The sequence below is a fragment of the Aliikangiella coralliicola genome, assembly GCF_007004725.1.
Taxonomy (GTDB): domain Bacteria; phylum Pseudomonadota; class Gammaproteobacteria; order Enterobacterales; family Kangiellaceae; genus Aliikangiella; species Aliikangiella coralliicola.
Genome location: NZ_ML660164.1, coordinates 261,952 through 286,280 on the forward strand (window position 1 = coordinate 261,952; position 24,329 = coordinate 286,280).

A 24,329-nucleotide genomic window follows, 5' to 3' on the forward strand; every position below is an offset into this window, starting at 1 on the left:
GATTAACTGACAATAGCATAAATAATCGCGGCGTAGATTGAGTACTGTAAGATGTAGTAAAGCTTCCTATTAAATAATTTTATTTTTTTTCCCAGTTTTCTTACATTATAAATGTAAGGGAACACTCTATTTAACAAGCCAACTTTGTCGCCTTCCATGTTCTTCGTCGCAGTTGCTGACAAAATGATTTTGGAGAATAAGGTGTTGACCCAGTCGACCAAAAAGAAATTGACTGGTCTTTTTACATCGATAAAGAGTACTATTCTATTGGAGTCTGACTGGTTGTTCGCATAATGAATAAAGGTTTCGTCGAACATCACGGCTTCGCCATCTTTCCACCAGTATTTTTTTCCATCGACGTCAATATAGCAATCTTCGGAATTTGGGGTTACCAAACCCAGGTGGTATCGAAGGGAGCCCGCATAAGGATCACGGTGTTTTACCAGGGTTGCGCCAGGCGGCAACATGGTAAACATTGCTCCTTTAACGTTAGGCACAGAGTTTAATAATTCGGTTGTTTTGGGACAAAGCTGATTGGCGGAGTTTAGTGATGCGCCATACCATTTTAAATAAAACCGTTTCCAGCCAGTACGAAAAAAAGAGTTAAATCCGAGGTCGTCGTATTTTTCCGAAGACTTCACTTGAGAGGCGTTATTAAGTGCGATTGCTTCGTCACGAATAACCTCCCAGTTTTCCTGAAATACTTTAAGCTCCGGGAATTTCTCTGCGTTGATGTAGGCTGTGTTTTTTATTGATGAAAATGCATAAAACAAGCAATTTATCGGCGCCATGATATTCGAATGATCGGTTATTTTTCGAACCAGTTTTCCATGTTGAACCAAACCGCGATTTTGTACATAAATACCACAAAGAATAAAAATAAATAAAATTGAAAACCCCATTTGTGAAGCTCCATTCGGTTATCTTGTTTAAAGTATTTTTAGTCGGCATGCCAAGTAATCGGGTGCGACTATGTTGTCATCGGCGGGTATTGTAAATATCACCTAAGTGACTTTTTGTGAATTGAAACCGTTTTTAATAACTTACTACAAAGGAGGGACATCGTTATACATTTGGATAATGATTTATACATTTTTTAACAAATCAAAAGTCAGGCTATAAACTGGATATGGTTTCCAGTGGATAAGAGTTAATTCAGTCTGTCAGACAGGGACATTATGGATATGGAGAAAGAAAAATATGGATAACCAGAGTGATATTAGGTGAATTTTTCATATTTTCTCAATGTCATTGATTTTATCCCAAGAGCAGTTCCGTATTATCGAACAGATGTTGACACTTTCATTAGAAAAGGCCGATTTATGAGAGGTTGTGTTAACAAATTATTGACAGGCTCAGTGAAGGGAAGATTTCTATTGTCAATGTTTTGTTAACCGGAAATTGCGTTTTTCTTAGTTTTGGTAAGCTGAATTTTCCAGTGCGCTTGAATTGGCGCGGCTACAGAGATAAGTTAATAGCCATAGTCTTGAAGGAAAAACAATTGAAGACAAAAGATTAGAAAATAAAAATGACAAGCAAAAAACTTCAGAAGTGATGAGTTCAGGGATATTCAGATGTTCGCTTGATTGCAACAGAAACGATAGGAGAATTGAAAATGGATAAAGCCACCTTACAGTTTATGCCAAAAGAAGCAAACAGGAGTATTCGAAAGAAAAACAAGTATCTTCCTTATCTTGCACTCTTTATGTTGATATTTTTTGCTGGTTGTAATTCGGGGAGTGATAGCGATAGTTTTGATTGCCCTTTATTAAACGATGATGTTAGTTGGTTATCATTCGGTGATTACGTTTTTAAAAACTCTGGTAGAGATTCAACGGCACGCAATATTTTGTCCAACTGTGGCTGGCATGTACACAACAATCACAACGGCGGAGTAGGGAACACCTTGCAAATTGCTTCTCCTGGTGAAGAGATTATTCTGGTCTGGGCATTTAATAGTTTTAGAGCATTCAGAGTGAGTGAAGGATGGCGCGGACAAACTGAAAGAGGTATTTCAATCGGAGATGATGTGTTCGATCTTTATCGACTGTATCCTGGCTTTACCACCGATGATGGCTCCGTCCACTGGTTAGATAATGGTGGTGATGTTCGAGTCAGGGTGGAATCTGGACTAGATGGTATTATCACGGAAATAACAGCAGGATTTTATTTCAGGGAATAAGTCGCTTAATCAGTCACTATTGTCAATGACTATTCTGCTAAATTGCCAATGCTATGTGAGTCTGGTTTTGCAAACTGACAATTCAGCCCGATAGTTCAATCTGATACTTCAATCTGATACTTCAATCAGAATAGCCAGGTCGAACTATCATGTTTTAAACATTCAACGGTAGTGCATCACTCCAGCCTTTAGCCATCCCGAGAATTGTTGCTCGATAGTCTACTTTCTTACTTGCCAGGTTTCTCTGAATACAAAACTCGGGATCGGTATTAAAAATTGAATTGGCAAGTTGTCGACCAGCAAGAGTGATACCGGTGGTTTTTGACATTCTGAGCTCGGTGAAATGCTCAAAAAACTGAGGGACTTTATCGGTATTTTGTAGAAGTTTGTATTCTCTGAAAATTTTTGCGAGTTGATAGGAGTCTTCCAGTGCCTGACATGCTCCCTGTCCTGAAGTGGGCAAAGGAGAATGGGCAGCGTCGCCAATAACTATCACGTTATTTTTATGCCAGGCTTTTATTGGGTGATGGTCGTGAACATAAATTTTGTTGATTTGATGTTGTGGCGTTCCATTGATTATCTTTGTAATTGGTTCAGGCCATTGGTGAAATAACGATAAGAGTTCATCGCTATAGGTTTCTGGATTTTTTTCACCAATAGAATCACAAGCGAGGCCACCTGCCCAATAAGCCTTGGTAGCGGAAACTGGAACAACTCCAAAACGTGAACCGACTCCCCAGTAGTCTTTAATTGATAGAGAGGGAAATAACGCTTCCTGGCTTTCAAACACACCAATCCAATTAACAAAATTCTGGAAAACTGGTTTGTTATCCTGGTTAACGTACTGGCGCGCGATTGATTGCATTCGGCCGTCGGCTCCAATAATAAGATCAGGTCGTATTTGCTGACCATTATCAAAGATAACATTCGCTTTTTGGTTTGCGCCGGTTTTAATTGAACGAACTTTGTGGTTATAACGAATGGTAACGCCTGACTTCAGCGCAGACGAAGTTAGAACCTCCATGAGATCTTTACGAAGAATTGAATAGCTTTTATATGCCATCAGTTGATTCAATTCGTTAATATCGAGAGAGCCTAATTGATCACCTTCTGAGGAGTAACGAATCATTTGAGTGGGGATACCAGCAACCGATTCAATTTCATCAAGTAAGCCCAGTTGTTCCAGCACAAACGAAGCATTCGGCCAACAAACAATACCTGCGCCAATTTGCGTCGTGGACTTTCTTCTTTCAAAAACTTCGACTTCAAAACCTTGCTGTTTTAGCGCGATGGCTGTGCTCAGGCCTGCGACACCGCCGCCTAATATTCCGATTTTCAAGGGTGAGTTCCTATTATTGAGATAACGAATGATTGCCAATTCATTATTGCAAAAAAAAGATAATTGATTTCTTGAATTTATCGTTTATAGATAACTGTTTTTTGACTTTATTGTTTGTCACCAGATAGCTGGTAGAAGTTTCGGTAATGTTGCTGATTCCGATAAATTTAATTCGGGAGATGAACTTTAAGTTACAGCTGAATCTCAGCCATCATAAAAATGAAGCAAACCGATGCTGGGTTCTCCAGCTCGCCAATCCCTGATCGTTAACAAAATAAACGATCAGGTTACTCATTCCACGATCACAAAAACACACTTTTTTTTGGGCTTCAACTTTTGAACGACAGAGATACCATACGCCCGTTTTATAAGCGATCCCACGGTTTTTTGTGATGTAGACCCAAAGGTCGGCGATTGCTTGATTGTGAGTAACATAAGCTTTTACATCGGCTTCGCCGATTGAAAAAGTTTGGTAGATTAAAGCCATAAACTTGCCTAAATGGTATTTTGCAGTTATTTTTAATACGAGATCGAATAAAACGCAGGTGCAAGTACGCAAAAGCGTGAACGAAAATCTTTAAATGAGATAGACGCTCTGCACCTTGTTCTTTAACCGAGATAAGCATTCGAAATTTGCAGTTATTTTTAATTCCGAAAATCTTAAATCGAGAATAAACTCATGGATACTCAACCTGAACTACGACAAGGCCGTTATCAAGTTTCGTTAATTGGTATTAATTCGCGCTATGAACCTCCTTTGCAATTCGGTTTGAGCTATCCAGATCGAAATAATCCGTATGCGGATATTGTTACTAGCTGGGGACGCAATTCTCAGTCGCCTCGCCAACAGGAAGAACAGGTTAATGTTCCATTGGCCAAGCGTACTCAAACTTTTCTTAGTTATCAGGTAAGCCCTGAATTGGCTGAACAATTGCGCGGCTTTCGCCTGCAGGGTAACACCGGCAGGCAACAGGGGAGTACCAGTCATCGAATTACCATTAGTACCCATCGCACAACTCATTCTGCTTATAATCATAAGGCTGCACACATGCCCCGCTTGCAACCCAATATTCGTGAACAACAACGAGAATCTATCGTGACGTCGTTTGGCTCACCCGGCGATCCGGTGAATCGCAGGATGATGGTCGCCGGTCGATAGTTCCTTGTTCGGTTTAAGGTTCGCAATTTAGCGACCTGAATAATTGCCATGCCTGTCCCAGTGACCGATAGATCTTTCTGTGTAACCGGTACTGTGTTTATTTTCGTGGAAATGTATCCGGTCAACCGAGCCGGAGCGTCGAGTTCTATGTAGAGAGCCAGAACGAGTGCGGCGCGCGTCACCTGATGGTAATCCTCTGTTCGCCTGCCTGTCTGCGACAGTTTCATACATTCGATTAATGACATCTCCCATTTGGTTTCTCCTTCTTATAAGCGAGTTAGTTTCTCAATTAGGTTAATCTAAAGTTGAAATTATTTCGCTTTGGCACTATTTAAAAGTGCTGACAAAAGCCCCCCGGACTTCCTATTTGATGCTGGTATATTCGGCTTAGGCGGTGCGGCAATCATACTCTTGGCCTTACGTTGGTTTTCTTCCTTAATCATTCTTTGTACGGGGTGAGTACCTTTCGAGTGGCGACTTTGTGCAGCAGCGAGTTTTGCCCGGAAATGGTCAGCCGTATGTGTGCCGAGCTTTTGGACCGCTGCTACTTTGTTCACTTCTGCCTGACTTGCCAAATTAACTTTACTCAACCCGCCTTTTTCGTATCTAACCTTTACTTTATCGACTTTGGTTCCTGGACCGGTTCCCCCTTTTACTAGCGCAACATTTAAACGAAATACACTTTTGTCGGTCTGATCTTTTGCATAACCTGGAGATTGGCTGGTTGCACCAAGATAGCCTTCAACCCGGTTGTGATGGTTGAGTCTCTTTAATTCTTTTTCCAGTCCACCGGCGAAGGTCTTTCCCCAGTCCCCTCCGTGATGTTGGGCTGCTGTTCCTTTTTGAAAGTGGTCAATAATATCTTTCTCATCTGTTTTAACGTAATGGGCTGCGGCGCTGTGACATGAATTGGCTCTTACTTGATTGGCATCTGGAAGTTTCATTTTGTCAAGTAATGAAGCAACCTGCTGAACCGTTTGACTTCGAGTCACCGCTTTTTTGTCGGGATTATCGGAAGTAATCGTCATCCTGCCTGGCGCTCCGTGGCCCTGTACAATGACGTCGGAATATTCATCAATTCCTTGCAGGTCGAATTTCGGCGAAGCGCTAGGTGCAGCCATTTGTCGAGCATTAAGAATGTGTTGTCTTTGTAATTTATAATAGTTGTGAGTGCCACCTGACTTATACTTATCCAGATTTTTCTGGTTGTCTTGAAGAAAGGTTGTGGTCTCTTTGTAAAATGCCTCTCTTTGTTGTTGATCTTTAAATACCGGTACTATACTACCAGTTTTTTGATAGTGTGCTTCGATATTACTACCAACAACATTCCTTAAAAAATTGTTCGCATGTGCATGCGGGGAAACCATATAGTTGGTTGCTTTTCTTTTATTCTCTTGATCACTTTTATTGAAAACATCGCCCATAATATTTCTCCTATGTTTAACTCTGAAGTATATGATCTGGTACGTTTTCGTCAGTTTGCCAGAAGATTTCGATCTCGCTATCGAAAGGAATTGGCCTCGACGAATTTTGATTTGTCGAAACATGGACACTCAACCCGGACTGCGACAAGGGCGTTGTCAAGTTTCGTTAATAGGCATTAATTCGTACTATGAACCTCCGTTACAATTATTCCACATTTGCAACCATTCGTTTAATAACATCACCCACTGTATCTCTCCTGATTCTATTAGAGGGTTGAGTTCAGATGTTTTTCAAATTAGCCGTTGGAAATTTGTGGTTCCTTATACTATTTTCCTTTTAGCATTGGATGATTAGCCAACTGGGTCGTTAGTTTGCCTTTCGCCGCTGCTTGTTTAAATACCTGTTTACCGATCGCTCTTTGTTTTGAGTTGTCATTGGCAGGGAGCGGGGCTGGCTTAGACATTGTTTGGACTGCATGTGTTCCTTTGGCGTGCCGCCCATGGGCGGCTAATAATTTTGCCCTGAATCGGTCCGCGTTCGCCAGACCTTGAGATTGAATATTAGCAACAGTGGATACCGTCGCTTTAGTAGCTGGATTTATTTTACTCATGCCGCTTTTCTCGAATCTCACTTTGACTTTATCGACGCCGGTGTCAAAACCAGTACCGGCTTTGATGATACCAACATTCAAGCGCTTGACCTGTTTTCCGGATTGATCTGTTGCTAAACCGGGAGCTTGACTTGTAGCACCCAAATAACCTCTTACGCTATTGTGATGATTTAACTTAACCAACTCTTCCTCCAGCCCTCCTGCGAAAGTCTTATGCCAGTCACCGCCATGGTGCTCGTCGGCCACGTTTTGCTGAAAGTGTTTAACAATGTCTGGTTCGTCTGTTTGAACATAATGTGCTGCCGCACTATGACAAGAATTAGTTCTAACCTGATTAGCATCTGGCAACTTCATCGAATGCAGCAAAGCGGCAACCTGCTTGTGAGTTTGCTTTCTTGTGACAGCTTTTTCGTCCGGGTTATCGGAAGTTATTCTTTTTTTGCCAGGTGAACCATGACCTTGAACAATAACGTCTGACTCTTCATCGATTCCCTGTAGATTAAATTTTGCAGAACCCGAATGTGAAGACGCAATCATCTGACTAATTACAGTTCCTCTCTCTGGCGTATAAAATGCTTTGGTTGAATCCCATTCAGGACCACTATATTTTGAGTGTTGGAGGGCTTTAACATATTTTTGATTAGTTGCTAATTCATCTGTAGCTCGTTGGTGAAAAGCTGCTCGTTGTTGTTCATCTTTAAATACCGGAACGATTGAACCTGTTTTCTGTACTCTTGCTTCAAGATTACTACCAATGGTGTTGTTAAAAAAGTTTTGGGTATGCGGATGCGGAGACACCATATAATGTGTCTTGACTCTTTTTTGCTCTGGTTCATCATGGTCTATGCCAAAAATGTCACCCATTTTCGTTCTCCGTTATTTTAGTTGTTTACCCGGCTATTAATTGTCCAGAAGACTTTCCAGTTCGTTGACAAGACCTACTGAAGCCGGAAGTCTTTCAATATATCGACAGTAATAATTTAACCCGAGATCATTGGGATGTTTTACGTTTTCAAAACGACATTTACCGAGCGCTCTTTGCGAGCGAAAATTATCACAAAAGGTAGAAGTATAAATTCGCTTAATGCCGAGTTTTTTTGCTTGTTTAAATAACAATTCGGTAGCTTGTTGACCAAACCCTAAACCTTGAAAATCAGTGCCAATCCAGAAATAAAAATAAGCCAGACTTTGCTTTATTCGCATGCTTACCACGCCCACAAATCCCCAAACTTGGTGAACAACCGCGTAAGTTGCTTTACCAACTTCTTTAACTTGTTGAGTAATCCAGTCTGCAACTTGTTTAACGTCTTTATAAATCGGGAGTTGGGTTAACTTGGCTATTTCCGGGTCTCGATATTGCTCAAAAAATGCAGAAGCATAAAAAGAAATAATGGGGGTAATGGTTAGTAATTGATTTTGAGCGATTGGTTCGTGATACCACGGAACTTGATTTTGTAGCTGGATGATTGAAGCAAGCTCAGTTTTCAACTCTTGACTCGGATGGTGATTTTTATCGAGCAAAAGCGCGATGTCGACTGCCTTTAACGCCGAGTCAAAGTCACCGGTGGCGATTTCGCAAATTGCCAGATTGTGGTACACAGAAAGTTTATGACTGTTTATTTCAAGCACTGAATAGAGTGCGTCTTTTGCCAATCCCCAATGACCGAGATTAATAGCAACGCCGGCTATTTTAAAAATAACTTCTAAATCGAGTTGTGAGACATCACAGTTTAACCACACTTGTTGTAGCGTATCTTGCCATTGAATTTTTTGAATCGAGCCTAATGAGTCTGAACCATCTAACAACTCATCAATATTTCGAATGATTGATGTGGGAAGGTAGTTACCGATAACGGCTTCGAGCCTGATTGATTCAAGATCGGGTGTGGGAGAACGTGGAGACTTGGCGAGAAGTTTTGTGATTGAATCTATTTCCGGTTTAAAATGTTTAACGCGCCCGCTCTTTATACAATTTCGATCAAGTAACCAACTACCTGATTGGCTGGGAGTAATTATACTCTTATCGAGTAAGCGGATATCAATTAGCTCACTGGATTCCAGGCTATTACTTTCGCTGTGGCCAGGGTTTCTCATTAATTAATCCTTTTTAATCAATTTTTCGCTGAATTTTCTAAGATTTTTTAATCTCACTAGTAGCGTATTAATTCATGCTTTTTACTTCTGTATTTCGAGTCCAAGAATTTCGAAAATATTAAGCTGTCCCTGAAAATCAACAAACAGCTCTTGATAGAGTTCTGCGGTACTTAAATTGCCCCACTGAATCGCCCGCCTGACAAGATAAGGAACCGGGCTATGTGGTTCGATATGAACCAGAAACTCAGCTGCCTCTGCTAGTTGCTGATAAGCTTGGCTGCGACTTTGTATTGGGCCGCCGCTACCACCTCCGTTGTGGCCGTTGCCACCATTATTGTTAGCGCCGTCTTCATCACTTTCTGCATTGAAGGAATCACCATTTGAATCTCCCACAGGCGCTAAATACTGGTCGCTCAGCTGTTGCAGGTTGGCTCCGCGCTGTTCCAGAATACTGGCGATAATGCCATAAATTTCTTTCATCAAATTGCAAAAATCATGAAATCCTGGAGACTCTCCATCACAGAGTTTTTCCAATAAAACTTCGAATTCTTCGCAGATGATGATGGCATTTTCAAGAGATTGATAAAGCTGCTCATAAAAGTTGGTGGAAGTTAAAGAAATCGATTGTAAGACTAAATCTGTCGTCGTTTCTTCCTCTGTTTTTTTGCGGCGATTGCCATTATTGTTTGGGTCTTGTATCTGTTCCCGTTGCGCCGCTAACTCCCAATCTGCCCAGGAATATTGTTCGTCTAATTTAGGATTGTCAGTTATTGGTGCGAGTCTCAGCGCTGGTAGTAGTTTACGGTTGGCCCAACTGATCGAGTTGGTACGGTACTCCAGGTCATCATCGATAATTTGTGGATGGAGCTCTTTCCAATGATTATCACAGAGCTCAATAAGTAAGGCGAGGCAGGGGGCTACGCCGTGCAGACCGTTTTGATGAATTTGAGATTCAAGTAGCCAGAAACCAATTTGCAGGTCTTTGGTCTTATTGCTCAAGGCATCAATGGCGGTCTCTTTAACGATATCCCATTCGGATTTTTTCAGATCGTGTGTCCATACGCCTCGTGGCAGTGAGGGATCATCTGCTTTGCGCGCGTCATTAATTTTTTGATATACGCCATTGCTTCTCAAATCTTGACCGCAGGGACTCGACTCAGAAATGGGTGATACCAAATCCTGTATTGGAATACCGACCAGTTGTTCAAACTGGTTATTTATCTGATTTCTAAATTGCTCATTCATAAAATGGCTCTCTTAAAAAGTCGTTTGCTTTAACGCATACTTTCAATACTCATTTATTTCATTAACCCAATCATAATACCGGTGCCACCGTCGGAAATTCTGACGGTAGAACTAATGGAACCAGTGTTTTAGTCTCTGCATCAAATACCGAAAGGTTAAATCTCACAAAGGCAGAAGCAGTTTCTTTTGCAGGCGCTTTGCGACCCTCCAATGAAATATCAAACTCGAGTAAATCGCTCGCGGTTAAACCAGAATGATCACCGTTGGCGGAACGATTTTTTTCTATCATATGGATTAAGGACCAATATTCTTTACTTTTAAACTTAAGTTGTGATTTTTTGCCCGGTGGTGCATAAGGTGAACCATTGGCCCAATTTATCTCCACGCTAAATTGCTCTCCAGGTGACCAGTCAACAGTTTCTTCTGCGCCTGGGAAAATAACACTCTGAGTGCCCGAGCGTAATGTCCAACCTTTGATATGTTTCGCGAACTGATTTTGCCGTGACATCGGATTAAACTTGGTCGCTATTTTAATTTGTGGCTCTTGCCCGGTTTCCAGTGAGGCCATCAACGGATTGAAGAACCCGGCTGCTTTTTCAAGCTCCCTGGCGAAAGCAAGTGCACGTTCATACCTGGCTTCTTTCACTGCGACTAACTTCAATCGGCTTGTTAGTCCGTCTCCAACCTCGTTGTAAAGATCAAAGAACTTTTTCAGACGCGCAGGTGTCGCCGGGGTTGCGTTGTCTAGCTGTGTGAATGGGTATTGGTTAGCTAAAAGTTTGTTAAACTGGTTAGCCAGGTTTCGATATTGCTTTTTAATAATATCTTTTCTAAAGCCCTGGCAATGTTTAAACACTCGTTGTGAAATTTCGTTCAGCGCGCTAGCAAAGACATCCGATGCAGTAATAAATTCTGCAGATTTCATTTTCTCAAAACAATTACTTTGATTAAGTCCGGTTAGCTGACCGTTAAAGTAGTCTTCCAGTCGAGAAGCATTGTTGGTTGGATCTTTATTTTGTTTTCGATTAATTTGTTCCAGAGTCATGCGCCAGCGGTTGAGTGAGGATATTTTCAAATTGCCGCTACCTTGATCAGTGTTTAATAAATAAAGCACCAGGGGCTCTGCATAGTTACTCGCTAAATGGTGAACGCGAGCATATTGAGATTCCAGATAATCAGGAATTTCAGAGTCGGTCTGAATGCCAAATAATGCCTGAGTGAAATTGTGGCGGCCCCAGGTAGGTTTAGCATAGGGCATATACACTCTACTACTAGTGGATAAACGGTTAACTTTTTCAAGCATTTCAACGGCGTAAGCGCGGGACTCCTGTTGTAGCCACTGGTTGGTTTGAGCGAAGCCTAGCTGTTCAAGAATTCCGTTGAGTTCTAGCAAGGTATCAATAGATTGTCGGAAATATTCTACTTGCGCAGCAAGCTTTGCTTCTTTTTCCTCTAATGGACGAATATATTGACTGACCCATGCTTTGGGTCTGGTTTGGCGCGCACCGGAGATAAAATTAAAAATTGTTTGCTGTAGTTGTTTTAATGCGACAGCCTGACTTAAATAAAGGGCTGGGTCACTATATTCTTTTGCCGGGAGCGGTAAACTTGTAAAATTGTTGACTGCAAAATTTTCGTATTCTTTAAAAGCTTTAATCGCTTGTTGTAACTCAGAAACAGACCAGAAATAGTCCAATTTATCCTTACCGACATCACCGGCGGCAATAACGTTAATAAATGAAAGTTGTGACAAGTTTTCCAAACTGTTAAAGAGCTTTTTACCTTGCGAAGTGACGTTGAAAAATGGCTTTTCGATCTTGTGGACCAAACCTTTAGCGGCTCCTTCCATCGAACCTTCTTCTACTGCCTCGGCAATTGCATTAGCTTCAGTCAACTGTTGTTCAGTTCGGAGTGTGAATGCAGTAAACCCGAGCGCATCATTGTGAGACAGTAAAGCTTGCTCAATTTTTTCCTGGCAATCCGAGGCAAAATTGTTAACTTCAAAACGGAGTTGCCTGCCAAGTTTTGATTCGCTAAATGTTTCTTTTAATTGCTTCTGAAGTTTCTTGCAAGGTGGAAGGTTACTTAGCCAATCCTGTTTAAGATTACTAAACCAGTCAGAAAAATCCGAATAGGGTGAGACCAGGTCTTTTTTACGGTCATACCAGCGGGTGGCTACTGGTAAGTTTTGAATTTTTCTCAGTTGGTCAAAAAATTCATTAACAGAGCGTTGTTGGCGTACCAGGTGTTGGGTAACCTTCTGTAAAATTTTGGGCAGTGGTTGAGAAATAAAATTATCTTGCTGCACGTTTGCCAGCTGTGTTTCTCCAACATATTTCGCCAGCGCATCACGATAAAGTTCGCTATTTCGGGTAAATGAGGGCGGAGGAGATATACCCATCAAATATTCACTTAACAGGACAAAATCTTGTAATTGTTTTTCTTTTTGTTCAATGGTAGTTGCCTCGGTTGTGACTAAGGCGGTAAAAATTTGTCGGTGTTTTCCAAAATCAACATATCGCTGCAACCAGTCACTGAGGCTTGAAGAATAGCCATCGCTAATAAATCCGATGTTTTCAAGATCCTGAGCGAGGGAATGCCTTATCGCGGAAAGGCGGTGGTCTAGGGTTGGAATGAGTAAATTACCAAATATATCCTTTTTAAAATAGTTTCTTAATTCCAGATTATACGAGTTGTACCAAGATGAAGGGATAGTTGCCTTATCTAGCTTGTGGGCATTCATGCTGGAGATCTGATCAATCAGGCTATTAAATTCAATTTCTGTCAGTTCGTGAACGCCTGTGCCATTATTTGCCTGGGATGACTTTTTGATTACATTCACTGCGGTTAGTGCGTTGGAAATATTAGAGACTTGCTCATTTAGCATTTGACTCTCTACTCCCATGCGAATCACGAGCGCGGCAATTAGCACAATACTCAAGTATTGAAGTCGACGAAGAACCGTTTTACTGGCCAGCCATCTTTGGCGTACCGGGCTGGCGATATTGAGTTCTGGGAACACTTTATCTGTAAGAAGATCGTTTAAAAATAGCGGTTCTGGTGGTTCGCTTTTTCCTAGTACAGGCACCGTATCCTTGCCGGTGAAATAACATCCTCGCAAATGGAGAAGGGAAGAAAGCGAATTTTTATAAAATAGTTTCGTGATAACTTTTTGTGTTATTCCCGATAGCTTTTTAAATTCCGCTGGAAATAAAAAGAACTCATCATTACTAGTGTCATCATCTGACATTGCAGAAAGTTGAATTTTTCTGATCCTGTTTTCCATTAATGCAATGTTATTTACTACGATCTCTTTCTGGAAAATCGCATCAAGGTTTGCGTCGCTAGACCAACCCCAGATCTGGTCATGTTGTTTGCTAAAGGCGCTTGAAAACTCGGTAAATCCGTTTAGTTCCTCACAGTCACTGATAACGACGTAAACAGGTAACATAAACCCAAGGGTTTTCTGAATTTTCCAAAGCTGATCGTAGGTGTTTTCCGCCGCCGACTCCCAGGATGTACTATGGGCTAATAGTTGCTTAGCGGAAAAGTCGACAATAATACCGTCGACAGGGCGCTCACTTCTGAGTTGATTGACTTTATCGAGTGTTCTGGAGAGCTTTTCATTATTACTGGGAATGAGCACGCCACCATCGAAAAATAACCAACTTTTCAGGAGAGGATCTTTAGTTGTTTTCCCAAGAAATGAGAGCATGCGATTACAAGCTTTCAGTTCAGCAAAAGCACTTTTGTCTGGCGCTTCACTATTGAGAAGAAAATACCAGGGGGTATCATAATACCAATCTCTTGGTCCCCAGGCATTTTTGAAATCTAGCGCCATCTGTTTCAGCCGTTGCCAAATTGATGTCGCCGTTTTTCTAGGCCATAACCAGCGTAGTTTTAATTGGGTTAACCAACGATAAATACGGATCAGTAACCACACAACGATGACGGTGATTAAAAACCACACGACATACTTCAGGTAAGGCGTACCCTCTAGTTGGTGTTCAATGAAACGTAGGTATCGATTCATGTTACAACCCCAACATATTCGAAAGTCGAGTTGTAATCAGATGCCAGGCAATCGTGCTGATGAAAGCATAAGCCGTTAACCCAACCAGAATCAAATTGCGCCAGCGAGAGATTGGTGCCAATCGTTCTCGCATCAGGGGGTTAAGGTTGTATTTGTACGCACCTGGAAATAATTTTGGAATTCTTGGCGCAGCACCAGCTGAGCCGCACTGTGCGAGCAAGCTGTCACGATAGCCTTCCCATTCTTTAAAAGAGTCCGCATTTTCGTTCAGGTCAAAATACTTTCCTTTAAAGCCTAACTTCAATGTCATCAGGTAAACTGACGCTAAATCTTTTTCGAGTGGACCAAATGATGGTTGCTTCAATAGTTCTTCAATCAATTCATAAAGATTATCTCCCGCCAAGGTCGAACCATACATGGTGTCTTCCAATAAATGATTAGACCACCATTGTTCGTCATTTTCTTTCCACCAACCGTTACTGTTATCTCGTAAATTGAGTAAAAATATTTCGTCAGCCAGCGCGACCATCGCGTACTGTGCTTTTTCGTAAGCACTAACAACTGCAGCGGTTCCGTTTTTGCGGACCCGGGTCTCCTGTAATTGTAAACACTGTTTCAGTTGGTAGAGCATATATTCTGCCGGATGAATGTTTTCGTTCAAATCTGCGAGCTTGCCATCACGGTAGCCCTCCGAGATTGACGACTTGAATTCAACCAAAAGTTGGTAAAACTCAATAAACAGTTCAACCAGAGAAAGATCATTTTGCTCTGTTAATCGCATTGGGGTATTCATTGTCTGCTATTCTCTATGCCTTATCCTCTGCGTAAATTTATATTTAGTCTGCTGTAGATTTTGTTGAGTTAGAATCTTCATTTTGCTCGACTTGCTCATCGGGTATATGTAGTACGATTTTGGCTGGTGCATAATCGTGCGTTTTGGCATCAGCGCTTTTTAACCACAGCATTTTGCCAAACTGAATATATTTTTCTTGCCCGCTAATCGGTATTTGAATGAACACAGCATCACTATGACGGCGTATATTAATATCTTTAAAACTATTCACGAGTTTTCTGGAGGCTCCACGCCCACGATGTATTTTTGCAGAGTTCGAACTCTCATCACCACAAGTAATGCGACAGTTCTTTATCCACTCAATTAATTGTGCGGTGGTGCGACCTGGAATAGCTCTCAACTCGATATAAAGTGAATTTTGATAATCCCACTTTTCTCTTAATAAGGTGCCAAAGTGACCGTCGTCATTAATATCAAGTACAACAGATTTAAAGCGCCATTGTATTTCGTCTAAAATTGCGGTGATGCGATCTAAAACATTCGTGAATGCTTTATTGAGATCATTATGATTGTATTTCGGTACCGCGGCAGGGACAGCTTGTTGGCCCAGACCGCTAATGTTCGCGAGTAATTGTGTCAAACTTAAATAGGTATCCCACGGGTGATTATTTCTGTTTTGAGTCTGCACTTCCAGTGGCAGAAGCCCACTCACCAGTGTTTGAATTTTTTCTCGATCTTTTTCTTTAGGGCTATCAGAACCGGATTTAGCTGCTAATTCTTCGGCTTTATCTCTGATTGTCTTAACGACGTCGTTAATGCGCGAATGTAGCGACTTTTCTTCTGGCCACTGCCCACCTTCCAATCTCAACAGAGGAGGGAGGTACTTGTCGTGAATTAGCTTGCCCGACTGACTTCTGACAAACTTAAATACTGGCATGGTCACATAGCCGGCTTCCGCTTTTGTTAGCAATTCTAACTTGGGCCTTAAGCGTTCGATTGAAATGGCATTGTCCCCGGTGTTTTCATCGAGCACGTCCAAGTCGGGGATTGAGTCGAAGCGTTTTCGATCCGCATTTGAGCTCGCTGCTGCTGCATGACGAATTGGAACTGCGATATAAACGGTTAAGGTGTTATCTGGCGTTTTGTCGATGACTTCCGCCAGATTGAGACTTAAATTTAATGGCTTATATTCGCTGGTTTGACCTTCTTCGGAGCGGGTGTAATTAATGACCAGACCGTCCGGCATTACACCACGTATGCGCTCAATCGTAAGCACTTCTGCACTAAAGTCGATGGCGTTTACTTTGAGATCTGTGACACCCCAGTAATTTGAACTACCGAGTTGCAACTGTTGACACATTCGCAATTCCAGATAAATTTGCTGTTGCTGAAAGTGTTGTGGCGAAAGCAGCATTCCCTCCGACCATTGAACCGGATGAGGAATATCAATAAAAGTTTGCATTATTTATTCTCCTCTATATTGCTGATCGAAAACTCACCGCCTATTTCCTCCACGGTCAGCCCATCCGAACCTAGAAATACACGTGCATTGGTAATTTGACTGATATTGATTTTTGAATAATCTGGCTCAGGAAAGTTAGCAAACAAAACTACGATTAATGCATCATCGTAGTCGTCCGGAAATTCATTAATCGATTTAGGAAAATCCGGTACTAAGGCCCAGGAAACTAGCTGCATTTTCGTCGGGTATCCGGCCTTATAAGCTTTTTTCTGACTGAACCAATCTGCCGCAGGCAAGTTTTCGAATTGTTTAGCCAATGCTGAATCATTAATAAAAACGATATCCATGGTAACCGCATGATTGGAGTTAACACCAGGCTCACTGATTAACTGAACAGATTCCAGGTTGATATCTGAATGCCAGGGCATGTAAGAATTAATCGTTGTGCAAGCAGACAGCACTAAGCTGCTAATGACGGCCATAACCCTTATCAAGTAGCGACATAGGCCCACATGCTTTTCTAGTAAACTCATTTTTAAAAACTGTCTTTTCATAATTAAGTTAATATCTTTTACGAGCTATTGATTGAGTTCATTACTTGCTGATATTTCATTGTTACTCATCGCTAACCTTATTTGCAATTTCTGTCATTCACGACAGAATGATTACCTTAACCTGGCTTGGTGATAAATTCATGCCAGGTATATTTGATGCCAGGCCATTTTGCCCACTTAAGTCGAGCATTCTGGTACTGGGAATACAGCTAAAAAAAGTTTTAAAGCTGGATAGTAAGTTTCTTTTTTCACTAATAAACATTGCTGATACCACGCCGCCTTGTGGTGCGCCAAGTTCATCACCACTACTGATTGGAGTCGTTGTTAATAGATTGTGTACTGGCATTGCAGTAATAAAAATATTGATCACGTTGGGAATTGCTAGCGTTGAAAAAGCAAAGTTAACCAACGGAACTGGCACAGGGCCGACCGGTGTCTGCACGTAGCAAACATCTGGAAATGCGAAGCTAATTGAAAACATTTGTGTTTTAGCAAACATATCGTTCTCCAATACTCCTGGTCTATCCCATGTTAATTCGTTCAGCATCGATTTTAATATCTTTCGATGCGGTCACTAGTTGATATTGCGAATGGTTTCTAATCAGCACTTCTGCTTGTTGGTCGATGTTAGTTGCACGGTGAATGGAATTTCGTGCAAGTTGTACCAGTGTTTCGATGGCGTTAAAAACGATTTGTGTCGCGTTCGTTAATATCTTTCCGCCGCAAGAAAGAAGCTCAAGATCTCCCTGGGTTTGAATCTGTGTTTTTTCGATTGAACTTAAATTCAACTGTTGCGCATGCAAGGTCACTTTTTCTGCTTGTGGTAGTGACAGTGTTGCCTGGTTACCTCCTTCTCTACTAATGATCTGTGAAATATACATTTTATCAGCTTGCTGAATGATTAATACTTGATCGCTTACTTGTGGCTCGATCAAACATCCAAAGGATTTTTGAGCGAGATAACAAGCATTAATTCGATACCGGCCTTGTTCCAACATCTCTGTTATTTCGCCAATAAACATCTTTGCCTGTGTTGGCGCCTTCTCCAGACTTATCGGCTGGTTAGACATTTTCATAGTAATCCTCGCTTAAGAAATGGACTCTCGATCAGCTTGCGTATTTTATTAGTCATTCTAACGATTCGTTTGGCCGAGTTGAGGGCTCTATTTTTTTGTTGCTTGATATTATGCAAGTTGGCAAGTGTCATTTTACTACGACTAAAAATGCAGGACTCGCTTTGACTGTTACTTAAATCTGCATAAGTTAAATTGCTATCACTAAAATTAACTTCAAAGAGTGAGCATTGTTGCCATTGAGTTTTTTCCATTTGGCATTCAGTGAAATTTGCCTGCTTAACTTCAGTTTTACTAAAGTTACACAGGGATAAGTCCGCATTAGCGAAATTCGATTGAGTAATTTGGGCTGATATAAATAAACTCTGCGTTAGCTTCGCCTGACTAAAGTCGGCATTTTCTATTTGGCACTGACTAAAGTTACACTGTTGCAGTGGCATTTTGGAAAGCTGAGCATTATTAAAGATACTCCCAGTGAAGTTACAAGCGGTCAGCTCACAGCTTGTCAGATCTTTATCACTAAAATTACACTTGGTAAACATACCTCTACTAACCTTTAAAGCCTGAAATTGAACTTGACTAAAATCGGTCTCGTTAATAGCGACATTGTCAAGGCTTGTACTTTTCAAGAGGCCACCTGCAACAGAAGTTGAAATCATGGCGCTATCGTTAACTTGCATTTGTTCAAAAATAACCAGGTCCATATTGCAATCGGTGAGTGTTGACTGAAACAATTTACTGTTAGAAAACTGGTTTTTGGGTAGTTGACATTTAACCAGACTAGCTTGTTGTAGTTGGCAGTTTGTCCACAAGTTAGCCTCAATAGAAGATTCGCTAAAGCAACAGGCTTTCAACTCAGCGTTAGTCCACTGATTAGCTATCAATTTGCATTTTATAAAGCTACAACTATCGAGAGCGATGCCGTCTATTTCAGCGCCTTCGATAGTACAGTTAATGAAAACTGCACCCTTTATTTTTTGCCCGGACCATTTCTCAAGAGAAAGGTCCTGATCTTGAATAGGCTCTCCTAGTGCGATTGAATCAAGCAGCATTTTTTGCATTGGTCAGCTGCTCCTCTGTTGTAATAATGTATTGTTTTTCCAGACCATCGACGTATTTCAAGTTAGTGTCGATAAATTGTGCTTCAAAGCAATCACTGTTAACGATTTTAACCGTTTGTAAAGCGGCATTATTGATGAGTGTCTTTCGACATAAACCTTGATACAGGTTGCAGTCGGTCATTTTTATCTCAGATAGGTCGGCACTGCTAAAGACGCAATTGAGAAAATGGCTATCTTTTACTACGCTTTGGAATAAATTACTTTGCGCAAAATCGCAGCCGCTCAAGGCACTGTTAAGCAAAGTCAGTTTATTCATGGCTATTTCGCGAAATCCGCAAGTCGTCAGAGTGCAGTTTTCGACTATACTGCGAGTCCAGAATGCTTCGCCGCCCGTTTGTACTTCTGTTAACTGGCAATCGTTGTAAGTGGAAAGTTCCTGTTTTGCTCCGGTCCAGGCGCAACGATCGACAGTACATTTTTGCCAACGGTTGAATTGTAAGTAGGCATCGAGGAAAACACTTTTAGCAATTTGACAGTTAATCCAGTCGCAATCGTTAATATTGGCCTGCATTAGTACCGACATATCAAAGCGGCAATCGGTTAGCTGAGAGTGCTGGAAATCAGCTTTCAGCGCGATGCATTTATCGAAAATGCTCTGCTGGATTCTGCTTTCTTTAAACTGAGCTTCACCCATCCGACAATCGGTCAGCTGACAGTTTTTCAACAAAAGCTGTAAGCTTTTCATCGACTCTAAGTTACAGTTGACCAATTGACAGTCTTCAAATGTTGTTTGAACAAGGGTTGCATTGCTGAACACAGCTGCATCAAATTGGCAATTCTGAAAATGACAATCGGTTAACTCTGCGAATTCAAACTGTGTATTGGTAAATGTTTTATCTTTGAAAAACTGCCCGGACAATTTTATTCCAGACATGTCCAGACCTTCAATGGAATCTGACGCGTTGCTCGATGACTTCAATTGTTTACTCAAGGCTTCCGGGTTAACATTTTTGGGCGCCTCTGCTAGCGGCGCGAACGCGCGGGACTGTGCCGCCGTTTTTTTAGCCTGACTCACGGCAAGTTTAAGCGCAGTTTTTTGCTGTGGTGACATTTGTCCACTGGATACCGCTGCGGCGAGTGCAGTTGAAACCATCTTATCAGTAGATAGCGCAGATTTTTGCTCGTTTGCAGGATCTGCTTTTAAGTTTTTCAGATTAATGCTTTTTAGTTTTTCCAATTCTTTTTCAGCTTGCTTCTGCTTTCTGGTAGCGAGACTGGTGAGTTTTTTCACTAATCGATCGGTTTTCTGCAGGGTCTTCAGCAAACTAAAATCGCCACGCTCTAGAGATTGAGGAGAAGGCAATGGAATAGTTGGTTTGCGGAGTTTTTTCAGCGTAAAGTGAGAGGCGACAGCTGCTGTTGCGCCTTTTGCATATTTGTCATTGATCGCCTGGGCCGCTTTTTGTTGTTTGTCCTGAAAGGCTTGTTCAGCTTGTTGATCTTCTTGTTTTTCCTGGATCAATGTCGATTCAGGTTTTTTAGGTGATAGCAGCGCATCGTTAAAAGCATTTTCGGCGGAAGTCTCCCGATTTGTTTTTAACGCCATGGCTGTTTGATAATCTTGCAAAGTTCGGCGCGCATCGACGTTATTCTCGTAAGCAATAAGAATTTTATTGACGTCTAAAGCGTCGCTATCCTGAACCTGACAATACCCGCGAAACAAAAGGCTGCCTGATAAACTATTTGGAAACAACCAGACGGTATCGAGATTCAGTGGAATTTCTTTAAATTCGGTATCGTGCGACTGGCGACCTGTTGTCGATTCGATAAAACAACGTCCGTTTAGTTCTGGCAATTTCCCACAAATAATTGGATGTTCTGAATGTAGGTTAGTCAGGGTGAAACTTTCATTACCTTTCCAGTAACTTTTTATTTGTTGGTCGGCTGGAGCGACATTGAAATAACGCCAGTCAATATCACGCGCTAAACCGGGGTATTCTTCTTTTTGCCACTTTTTGTCGTAAGTGCCACTCATTTTTTGACGTTTTTTCCAGTCTGGTTTTTCAGGCAATGTACAAACTGGCGAGTCGCTAAATTGCTTGTCGTAAAAGTTGGCTAATTGATTCTCTTTAGATCCAAAAATCCATTGAGCGCCAGACATTCGCCCAATGCCATCGGGGTTGCGTTGTTCACTTTTCCCGCCGTAGGTTCTATTCCAGCTAATAGGGAGTTCGGTAAATGCTTCAGGTTGACTGGTTCGCCAGATGCCGACTGGATTTCGCGTTCGAACACGGTCGCCCAAAACATTGATTTCTTTGGTTAATGGGCCAAATTGAATTTTGGTCGCACAACTTTGCATCGGTTCTTTACCGGGTGTTGATACGTTGCCGGCTAACAAAAATTCACCGTTAGGTTTTGGCATTGCCTGATCAAAGATATCTCCCTGATCGAGAGTCTTACTGATATTGGTCCATTGCTCGGTGTCTTTGATGATACTACCGGTGATTAAATTGAAGTGAATTAACACTGTTGCAGCAAAATAATCCTGCTGCTTAAAGCGGTAGGTTTTATGCAGAAGTCCAAGGTTCTGTGGTTTGATTATCTGCATGTCAGCTCCGATCCCGTTTCATTGCTAATTCGATATTCATTTCCAACCCCCTACATCGTCAGGTCAATGCCGTACAGGATTTGTAATTCAATCCCTGGGGCTTTGATGACCATGCTGTCAGAACCAATTGTGATATCGGTCATCGCTGGGTCGTTATGAATACTGACACGCGCCGAGCCAATTTTAACGTCAACACCGGGGCCTGAAACATCCACATTCGTGCTTGGTCCGCTAACACTAATGTTAGTGCTGGTACCTGTGACATTGAGGGAACTGGACATGCCAACAATGTTGGAAGAGTTGCTCATGCCTAAAATACTTGCACTGTTTTGCATGCCCGTTAGTGATGCACTGTTACTCATGCCCACCAGGCTGGCAGAATTATCCATGCCGACTGCATTGGCCGAATTGTTCATTCCGGTTGCATTTGCTGACGATTGCATGCCGGTAACCGAAACCGAATTATTCATTCCGGTTGCGCTAACCGAATTTCCCATACCAAGCACATTGGCGGAGTTTTGCATGCCGACTGCGCTAGCAGAATTTTGCTGTCCCGTTGCGCTGGTAGAGTTAGAACTGCCTTCCACTCTGGAGGAGGTTGAGCTACCAACAGTTGATGTGTCGTTAGTCGTGCCGACTGTTGATGTGCTAGTTGAAGTGCCTACCGTACTGGTATTTTCGCTTGTACCAGTCGTGCTTGTGCTTTTTTGAGTGCCGGTTTCACTGGTGTTTTCGCTATAGCCGGTTTTACTGTAACCCACCTGGCGATCGACTTCACTGTGACTGGTTTGCTCAGCAGCATAAGATTCAGAATGAGAACTGCCGTAAGAAACACTATCGCTTAGAATGCCATTTTTACCATCGTCACTTGAGCTATAGCCAAAGCTGCCGCCGATGCTGTAGCTGACGCTACTATATTTGTTGGTGGCTTTTTTCTCTTCGACCATTTCCACTGCAGCGTTCAGGTCAGTGGGAGAATATTTGCCAAAATGAATGCTCCAGTTATCACCATAACTTGTGCTATGACTGTCGCCGACATTGGTGTTATCGGTCGCACCATCGGGCAAAATGACTTTATTGCCCTTACTTTGAATAATGCCGCCGACTTCTGGAATTTCTGAACCGTCATTTGAACGAGAGATTGTTACCGTCACCCCGAGTTCAGGAATGGTTTGCATATGTTCAGCCAGTTTTACCCAGCGTAGTGGGGCGTCGCTTGGATCTGTCGCAAACTTCACATAAACACCTTTACAGGAAAATTCGCTTTCGTTGCTGAGCTTACTTTCAAAGCGTTGGGTTCCCCAGTCGAAGCTATCTCGGTAAAGATAGTCGATAGTCGGACCTAGCTGGTTAGGCGTGCTTTTACTGTAAGCCATAACCGTCGCGTAGACTGAGCCCTGTTGCGTATTTTGAGCATTGTATGGAATGACGCTACCGTTAGCCGAAATGGCTTCAAAACTCGCTTGGTAACTGCCCGCAATATCGCCGCTAAATTGAAATGAAGTGATCACCATTTCGTGACCGTCTAGTTCTGGTCTAACTGAGACCTGGTAGCTATCGTAAACAAGTTCGTCGCCGTTGGCTGGAATACTTTCCACCAATTTAAATTGAGTACAAGGACGTAATTCCGAGCAGTTGGTCGAGCCGCTCAATTTAAATGGTGCGGTCGCTAACTGGTTGGCCAGGAAGTCATTAATTTCGTCGACTTCCTGTTTGCTGGAACCATACTGCACTGACTGATAAAGTACGTTGTTGAGTTTTTCCGAGCGATTGTCATCGTTTTCAAAGACCGATAATTTAGATGTCGCATCTTCTTCCCAGGCTGCCTGAGTTTGAGCGATAACATTTCTAAATCCCTGACTGGTGAGTTGTTGTTCATATTGATAAGCCAGGATCCAATCTTGTTCGTCCATGCTGGCTTGTTTATTAAAGGTATATCGAATTTCACGGATATCATTGGTGTAATAAAAACTACCGTTGTCTTTGAAGCGCCGTTGTTTTAACTCCTGGTAACGAAACTGATCAGAGAAAATAATTTTATGTGAGCCTTCGCTGTGTTCAAAATAATAGTAAATAAAAACTTTTTGCATCAGCCGGGTGATAAAACTCAGATCATCTTCGCCTGCCTGCATCCAATCTTGTTCGCGATCATTCGCCAGGCCTTGCACTCGACTAAAGTCGGCGTTAAGCCCGTGTTTTTGTGTGACCACTTCTTCGACTACCTGTTTAATTGTGCCGTGGTAAATCTGGTAGTCATTGCAAAGCGTTAGTTTAAACAGTTCTGGTTTTAGTGTGGCGTGGTATACGCCGGGCTCTGCCATTAAAAAACTGGTGATAATGCCGTTAACGTAAGTAATTGCTCGTTTTTCAGGATACGGTTGTTGCACTGACTCGTCAGTTTCTGCCAAGCCAATACGCACAGTTGCATTAGCGCCGATTATTTTTTCGAAATTAAGATTGCGTGTTCCATCGGTTGGCGCGTCATTGCTGCGCAGTTCCAATTTCACCTGGTAAGGCTGTGAAATACTTTCCTGGCCTTCAAATTTGATCAGCTTAATAACTTCGTCATTAAGTACTTCGCCGTCAAATAAGGTCATCCCAAAGTCAACGCTGGCCCTTGGCGGCCATGGGGCGGCGATACTGGTTTCAGTGACCGAAGGGTTAGGACGGATAGGATCGTAAACACCCATG

19 protein-coding genes are annotated in these 24,329 nt (G+C 42.0%); 2 read left to right on the forward strand and 17 right to left on the reverse strand.

The features are described 5' to 3' along the window. Positions 1-2 precede the first annotated feature (2 nt). Positions 3-902 carry an aspartyl/asparaginyl beta-hydroxylase domain-containing protein gene (locus tag FLL46_RS12400; protein ID WP_142893840.1) on the reverse strand — a complete coding sequence of 300 codons (900 nt, stop codon included), beginning with the start codon at positions 900-902 and terminating at the stop codon, positions 3-5. A 713-nt stretch (positions 903-1,615) separates the two neighbouring features. Between FLL46_RS12400 and FLL46_RS12405 the strand changes: the two genes are divergently transcribed. Continuing rightward, entirely contained in the window at positions 1,616-2,182 is a 567-nt protein-coding gene (locus FLL46_RS12405) for a hypothetical protein (RefSeq protein WP_142893841.1), read from the forward strand. A 154-nt stretch (positions 2,183-2,336) separates the two neighbouring features. On the opposite strand, the gene FLL46_RS12410 is transcribed toward FLL46_RS12405, so the two are convergent. Together FLL46_RS12410 and FLL46_RS12415 are read right to left on the reverse strand one after the other, a co-directional pair. Continuing rightward, complete coding sequence (locus FLL46_RS12410; protein ID WP_142893842.1) at positions 2,337-3,521, reverse strand: FAD-dependent monooxygenase; 1,185 nt, start codon at positions 3,519-3,521, stop codon at positions 2,337-2,339. Between the two features lie 211 nt (positions 3,522-3,732). Beyond that, positions 3,733-4,008 (reverse strand): 7(1) septoil knot domain-containing protein, encoded by a 276-nt coding sequence (locus FLL46_RS12415; protein ID WP_142893843.1) that lies wholly within the window; start codon positions 4,006-4,008, stop codon positions 3,733-3,735. Positions 4,009-4,200: 192 nt separating this feature from the next. Between FLL46_RS12415 and FLL46_RS12420 the strand changes: the two genes are divergently transcribed. Then, positions 4,201-4,680 (forward strand): hypothetical protein, encoded by a 480-nt coding sequence (locus FLL46_RS12420; protein ID WP_142893844.1) that lies wholly within the window; start codon positions 4,201-4,203, stop codon positions 4,678-4,680. Between the two features lie 27 nt (positions 4,681-4,707). Here the strand turns inward: FLL46_RS12420 and FLL46_RS12425 are convergent, their stop codons facing one another. From FLL46_RS12425 to FLL46_RS12490, 14 genes are all read right to left on the reverse strand, one after another. Further along, the gene (locus FLL46_RS12425; protein WP_142893845.1) at positions 4,708-4,932 is read right to left on the reverse strand and encodes a hypothetical protein; all 225 of its coding nucleotides are present in this window, start codon (positions 4,930-4,932) and stop codon (positions 4,708-4,710) included. Positions 4,933-4,991: 59 nt separating this feature from the next. Next, the gene (locus tag FLL46_RS12430; RefSeq protein ID WP_142893846.1) at positions 4,992-6,104 is read right to left on the reverse strand and encodes a hypothetical protein; all 1,113 of its coding nucleotides are present in this window, start codon (positions 6,102-6,104) and stop codon (positions 4,992-4,994) included. 326 nt (positions 6,105-6,430) lie between these two features. Then, positions 6,431-7,579: a hypothetical protein gene (locus FLL46_RS12435; RefSeq protein ID WP_142893847.1), complete on the reverse strand. Its 1,149-nt coding sequence runs from the start codon at positions 7,577-7,579 to the stop codon at positions 6,431-6,433. Positions 7,580-7,615: 36 nt separating this feature from the next. Next, a complete protein-coding gene (locus FLL46_RS12440; protein WP_142893848.1) occupies positions 7,616-8,809 on the reverse strand; it encodes a GNAT family N-acetyltransferase in 1,194 nt (397 codons plus the stop codon). An 81-nt stretch (positions 8,810-8,890) separates the two neighbouring features. Further along, positions 8,891-10,054: a type VI secretion system protein TssA gene (gene tssA / locus FLL46_RS12445; protein WP_142893849.1), complete on the reverse strand. Its 1,164-nt coding sequence runs from the start codon at positions 10,052-10,054 to the stop codon at positions 8,891-8,893. A gap of 70 nt (positions 10,055-10,124) precedes the next feature. Next, positions 10,125-14,087: a type VI secretion system protein gene (locus FLL46_RS12450; protein ID WP_142893850.1), complete on the reverse strand. Its 3,963-nt coding sequence runs from the start codon at positions 14,085-14,087 to the stop codon at positions 10,125-10,127. A 1-nt stretch (position 14,088) separates the two neighbouring features. After that, positions 14,089-14,880 (reverse strand): DotU family type IV/VI secretion system protein, encoded by a 792-nt coding sequence (locus FLL46_RS12455; protein ID WP_142893851.1) that lies wholly within the window; start codon positions 14,878-14,880, stop codon positions 14,089-14,091. 43 nt (positions 14,881-14,923) lie between these two features. Beyond that, a complete protein-coding gene (tssK, locus tag FLL46_RS12460) occupies positions 14,924-16,342 on the reverse strand; it encodes a type VI secretion system baseplate subunit TssK (protein ID WP_142893852.1) in 1,419 nt (472 codons plus the stop codon). After that, complete coding sequence (locus FLL46_RS12465; protein WP_142893853.1) at positions 16,342-16,896, reverse strand: hypothetical protein; 555 nt, start codon at positions 16,894-16,896, stop codon at positions 16,342-16,344. Before FLL46_RS12465 ends, tssK begins: the two co-directional genes overlap by 1 nt. Positions 16,897-16,993: 97 nt before the next feature. Then, positions 16,994-17,395 (reverse strand): DUF4150 domain-containing protein, encoded by a 402-nt coding sequence (locus FLL46_RS12470; protein ID WP_210418688.1) that lies wholly within the window; start codon positions 17,393-17,395, stop codon positions 16,994-16,996. Between the two features lie 22 nt (positions 17,396-17,417). Then, the gene (locus FLL46_RS12475) at positions 17,418-17,972 is read right to left on the reverse strand and encodes a DUF3540 domain-containing protein (RefSeq protein WP_142894199.1); all 555 of its coding nucleotides are present in this window, start codon (positions 17,970-17,972) and stop codon (positions 17,418-17,420) included. After that, positions 17,969-19,030, reverse strand: a complete 1,062-nt coding sequence (locus tag FLL46_RS12480; protein ID WP_142893854.1) for a pentapeptide repeat-containing protein — start codon at positions 19,028-19,030, stop codon at positions 17,969-17,971. The genes FLL46_RS12475 and FLL46_RS12480 overlap by 4 nt, the downstream gene beginning before the upstream one ends. Next, entirely contained in the window at positions 19,011-21,638 is a 2,628-nt protein-coding gene (locus FLL46_RS12485; protein WP_142893855.1) for a DUF2169 family type VI secretion system accessory protein, read from the reverse strand. Before FLL46_RS12485 ends, FLL46_RS12480 begins: the two co-directional genes overlap by 20 nt. A gap of 50 nt (positions 21,639-21,688) precedes the next feature. After that, positions 21,689-24,328 carry a contractile injection system protein, VgrG/Pvc8 family gene (locus FLL46_RS12490; protein WP_142893856.1) on the reverse strand — a complete coding sequence of 880 codons (2,640 nt, stop codon included), beginning with the start codon at positions 24,326-24,328 and terminating at the stop codon, positions 21,689-21,691. Position 24,329 lies beyond the last annotated feature (1 nt).

Excerpts from the sequence above, each read along its gene's own strand:
- tssK (WP_142893852.1), bottom strand. The coding sequence starts at position 16,342 with ATGCAAACTTTTATTGATATTCCTCATCCGGTTCAATGGTCGGAGGGA.
- FLL46_RS12430 (WP_142893846.1), bottom strand. The coding sequence starts at position 6,104 with ATGGGCGATGTTTTCAATAAAAGTGATCAAGAGAATAAAAGAAAAGCA.
- FLL46_RS12425 (WP_142893845.1), bottom strand. The coding sequence starts at position 4,932 with ATGGGAGATGTCATTAATCGAATGTATGAAACTGTCGCAGACAGGCAG.
- FLL46_RS12435 (WP_142893847.1), bottom strand. The coding sequence starts at position 7,579 with ATGGGTGACATTTTTGGCATAGACCATGATGAACCAGAGCAAAAAAGA.
- FLL46_RS12450 (WP_142893850.1), bottom strand. The coding sequence starts at position 14,087 with ATGAATCGATACCTACGTTTCATTGAACACCAACTAGAGGGTACGCCT.
- FLL46_RS12470 (WP_210418688.1), bottom strand. The coding sequence starts at position 17,395 with ATGTTTGCTAAAACACAAATGTTTTCAATTAGCTTCGCATTTCCAGAT.
- tssA (WP_142893849.1), bottom strand. The coding sequence starts at position 10,054 with ATGAATGAGCAATTTAGAAATCAGATAAATAACCAGTTTGAACAACTG.
- FLL46_RS12475 (WP_142894199.1), bottom strand. The coding sequence starts at position 17,972 with ATGAAAATGTCTAACCAGCCGATAAGTCTGGAGAAGGCGCCAACACAG.
- FLL46_RS12440 (WP_142893848.1), bottom strand. The coding sequence starts at position 8,809 with ATGAGAAACCCTGGCCACAGCGAAAGTAATAGCCTGGAATCCAGTGAG.
- FLL46_RS12400 (WP_142893840.1), bottom strand. The coding sequence starts at position 902 with ATGGGGTTTTCAATTTTATTTATTTTTATTCTTTGTGGTATTTATGTA.
- FLL46_RS12420 (WP_142893844.1), top strand. The coding sequence starts at position 4,201 with ATGGATACTCAACCTGAACTACGACAAGGCCGTTATCAAGTTTCGTTA.
- FLL46_RS12485 (WP_142893855.1), bottom strand. The coding sequence starts at position 21,638 with ATGCAGATAATCAAACCACAGAACCTTGGACTTCTGCATAAAACCTAC.
- FLL46_RS12465 (WP_142893853.1), bottom strand. The coding sequence starts at position 16,896 with ATGAAAAGACAGTTTTTAAAAATGAGTTTACTAGAAAAGCATGTGGGC.
- FLL46_RS12405 (WP_142893841.1), top strand. The coding sequence starts at position 1,616 with ATGGATAAAGCCACCTTACAGTTTATGCCAAAAGAAGCAAACAGGAGT.
- FLL46_RS12490 (WP_142893856.1), bottom strand. The coding sequence starts at position 24,328 with ATGGGTGTTTACGATCCTATCCGTCCTAACCCTTCGGTCACTGAAACC.
- FLL46_RS12415 (WP_142893843.1), bottom strand. The coding sequence starts at position 4,008 with ATGGCTTTAATCTACCAAACTTTTTCAATCGGCGAAGCCGATGTAAAA.
- FLL46_RS12455 (WP_142893851.1), bottom strand. The coding sequence starts at position 14,880 with ATGAATACCCCAATGCGATTAACAGAGCAAAATGATCTTTCTCTGGTT.
- FLL46_RS12480 (WP_142893854.1), bottom strand. The coding sequence starts at position 19,030 with ATGCAAAAAATGCTGCTTGATTCAATCGCACTAGGAGAGCCTATTCAA.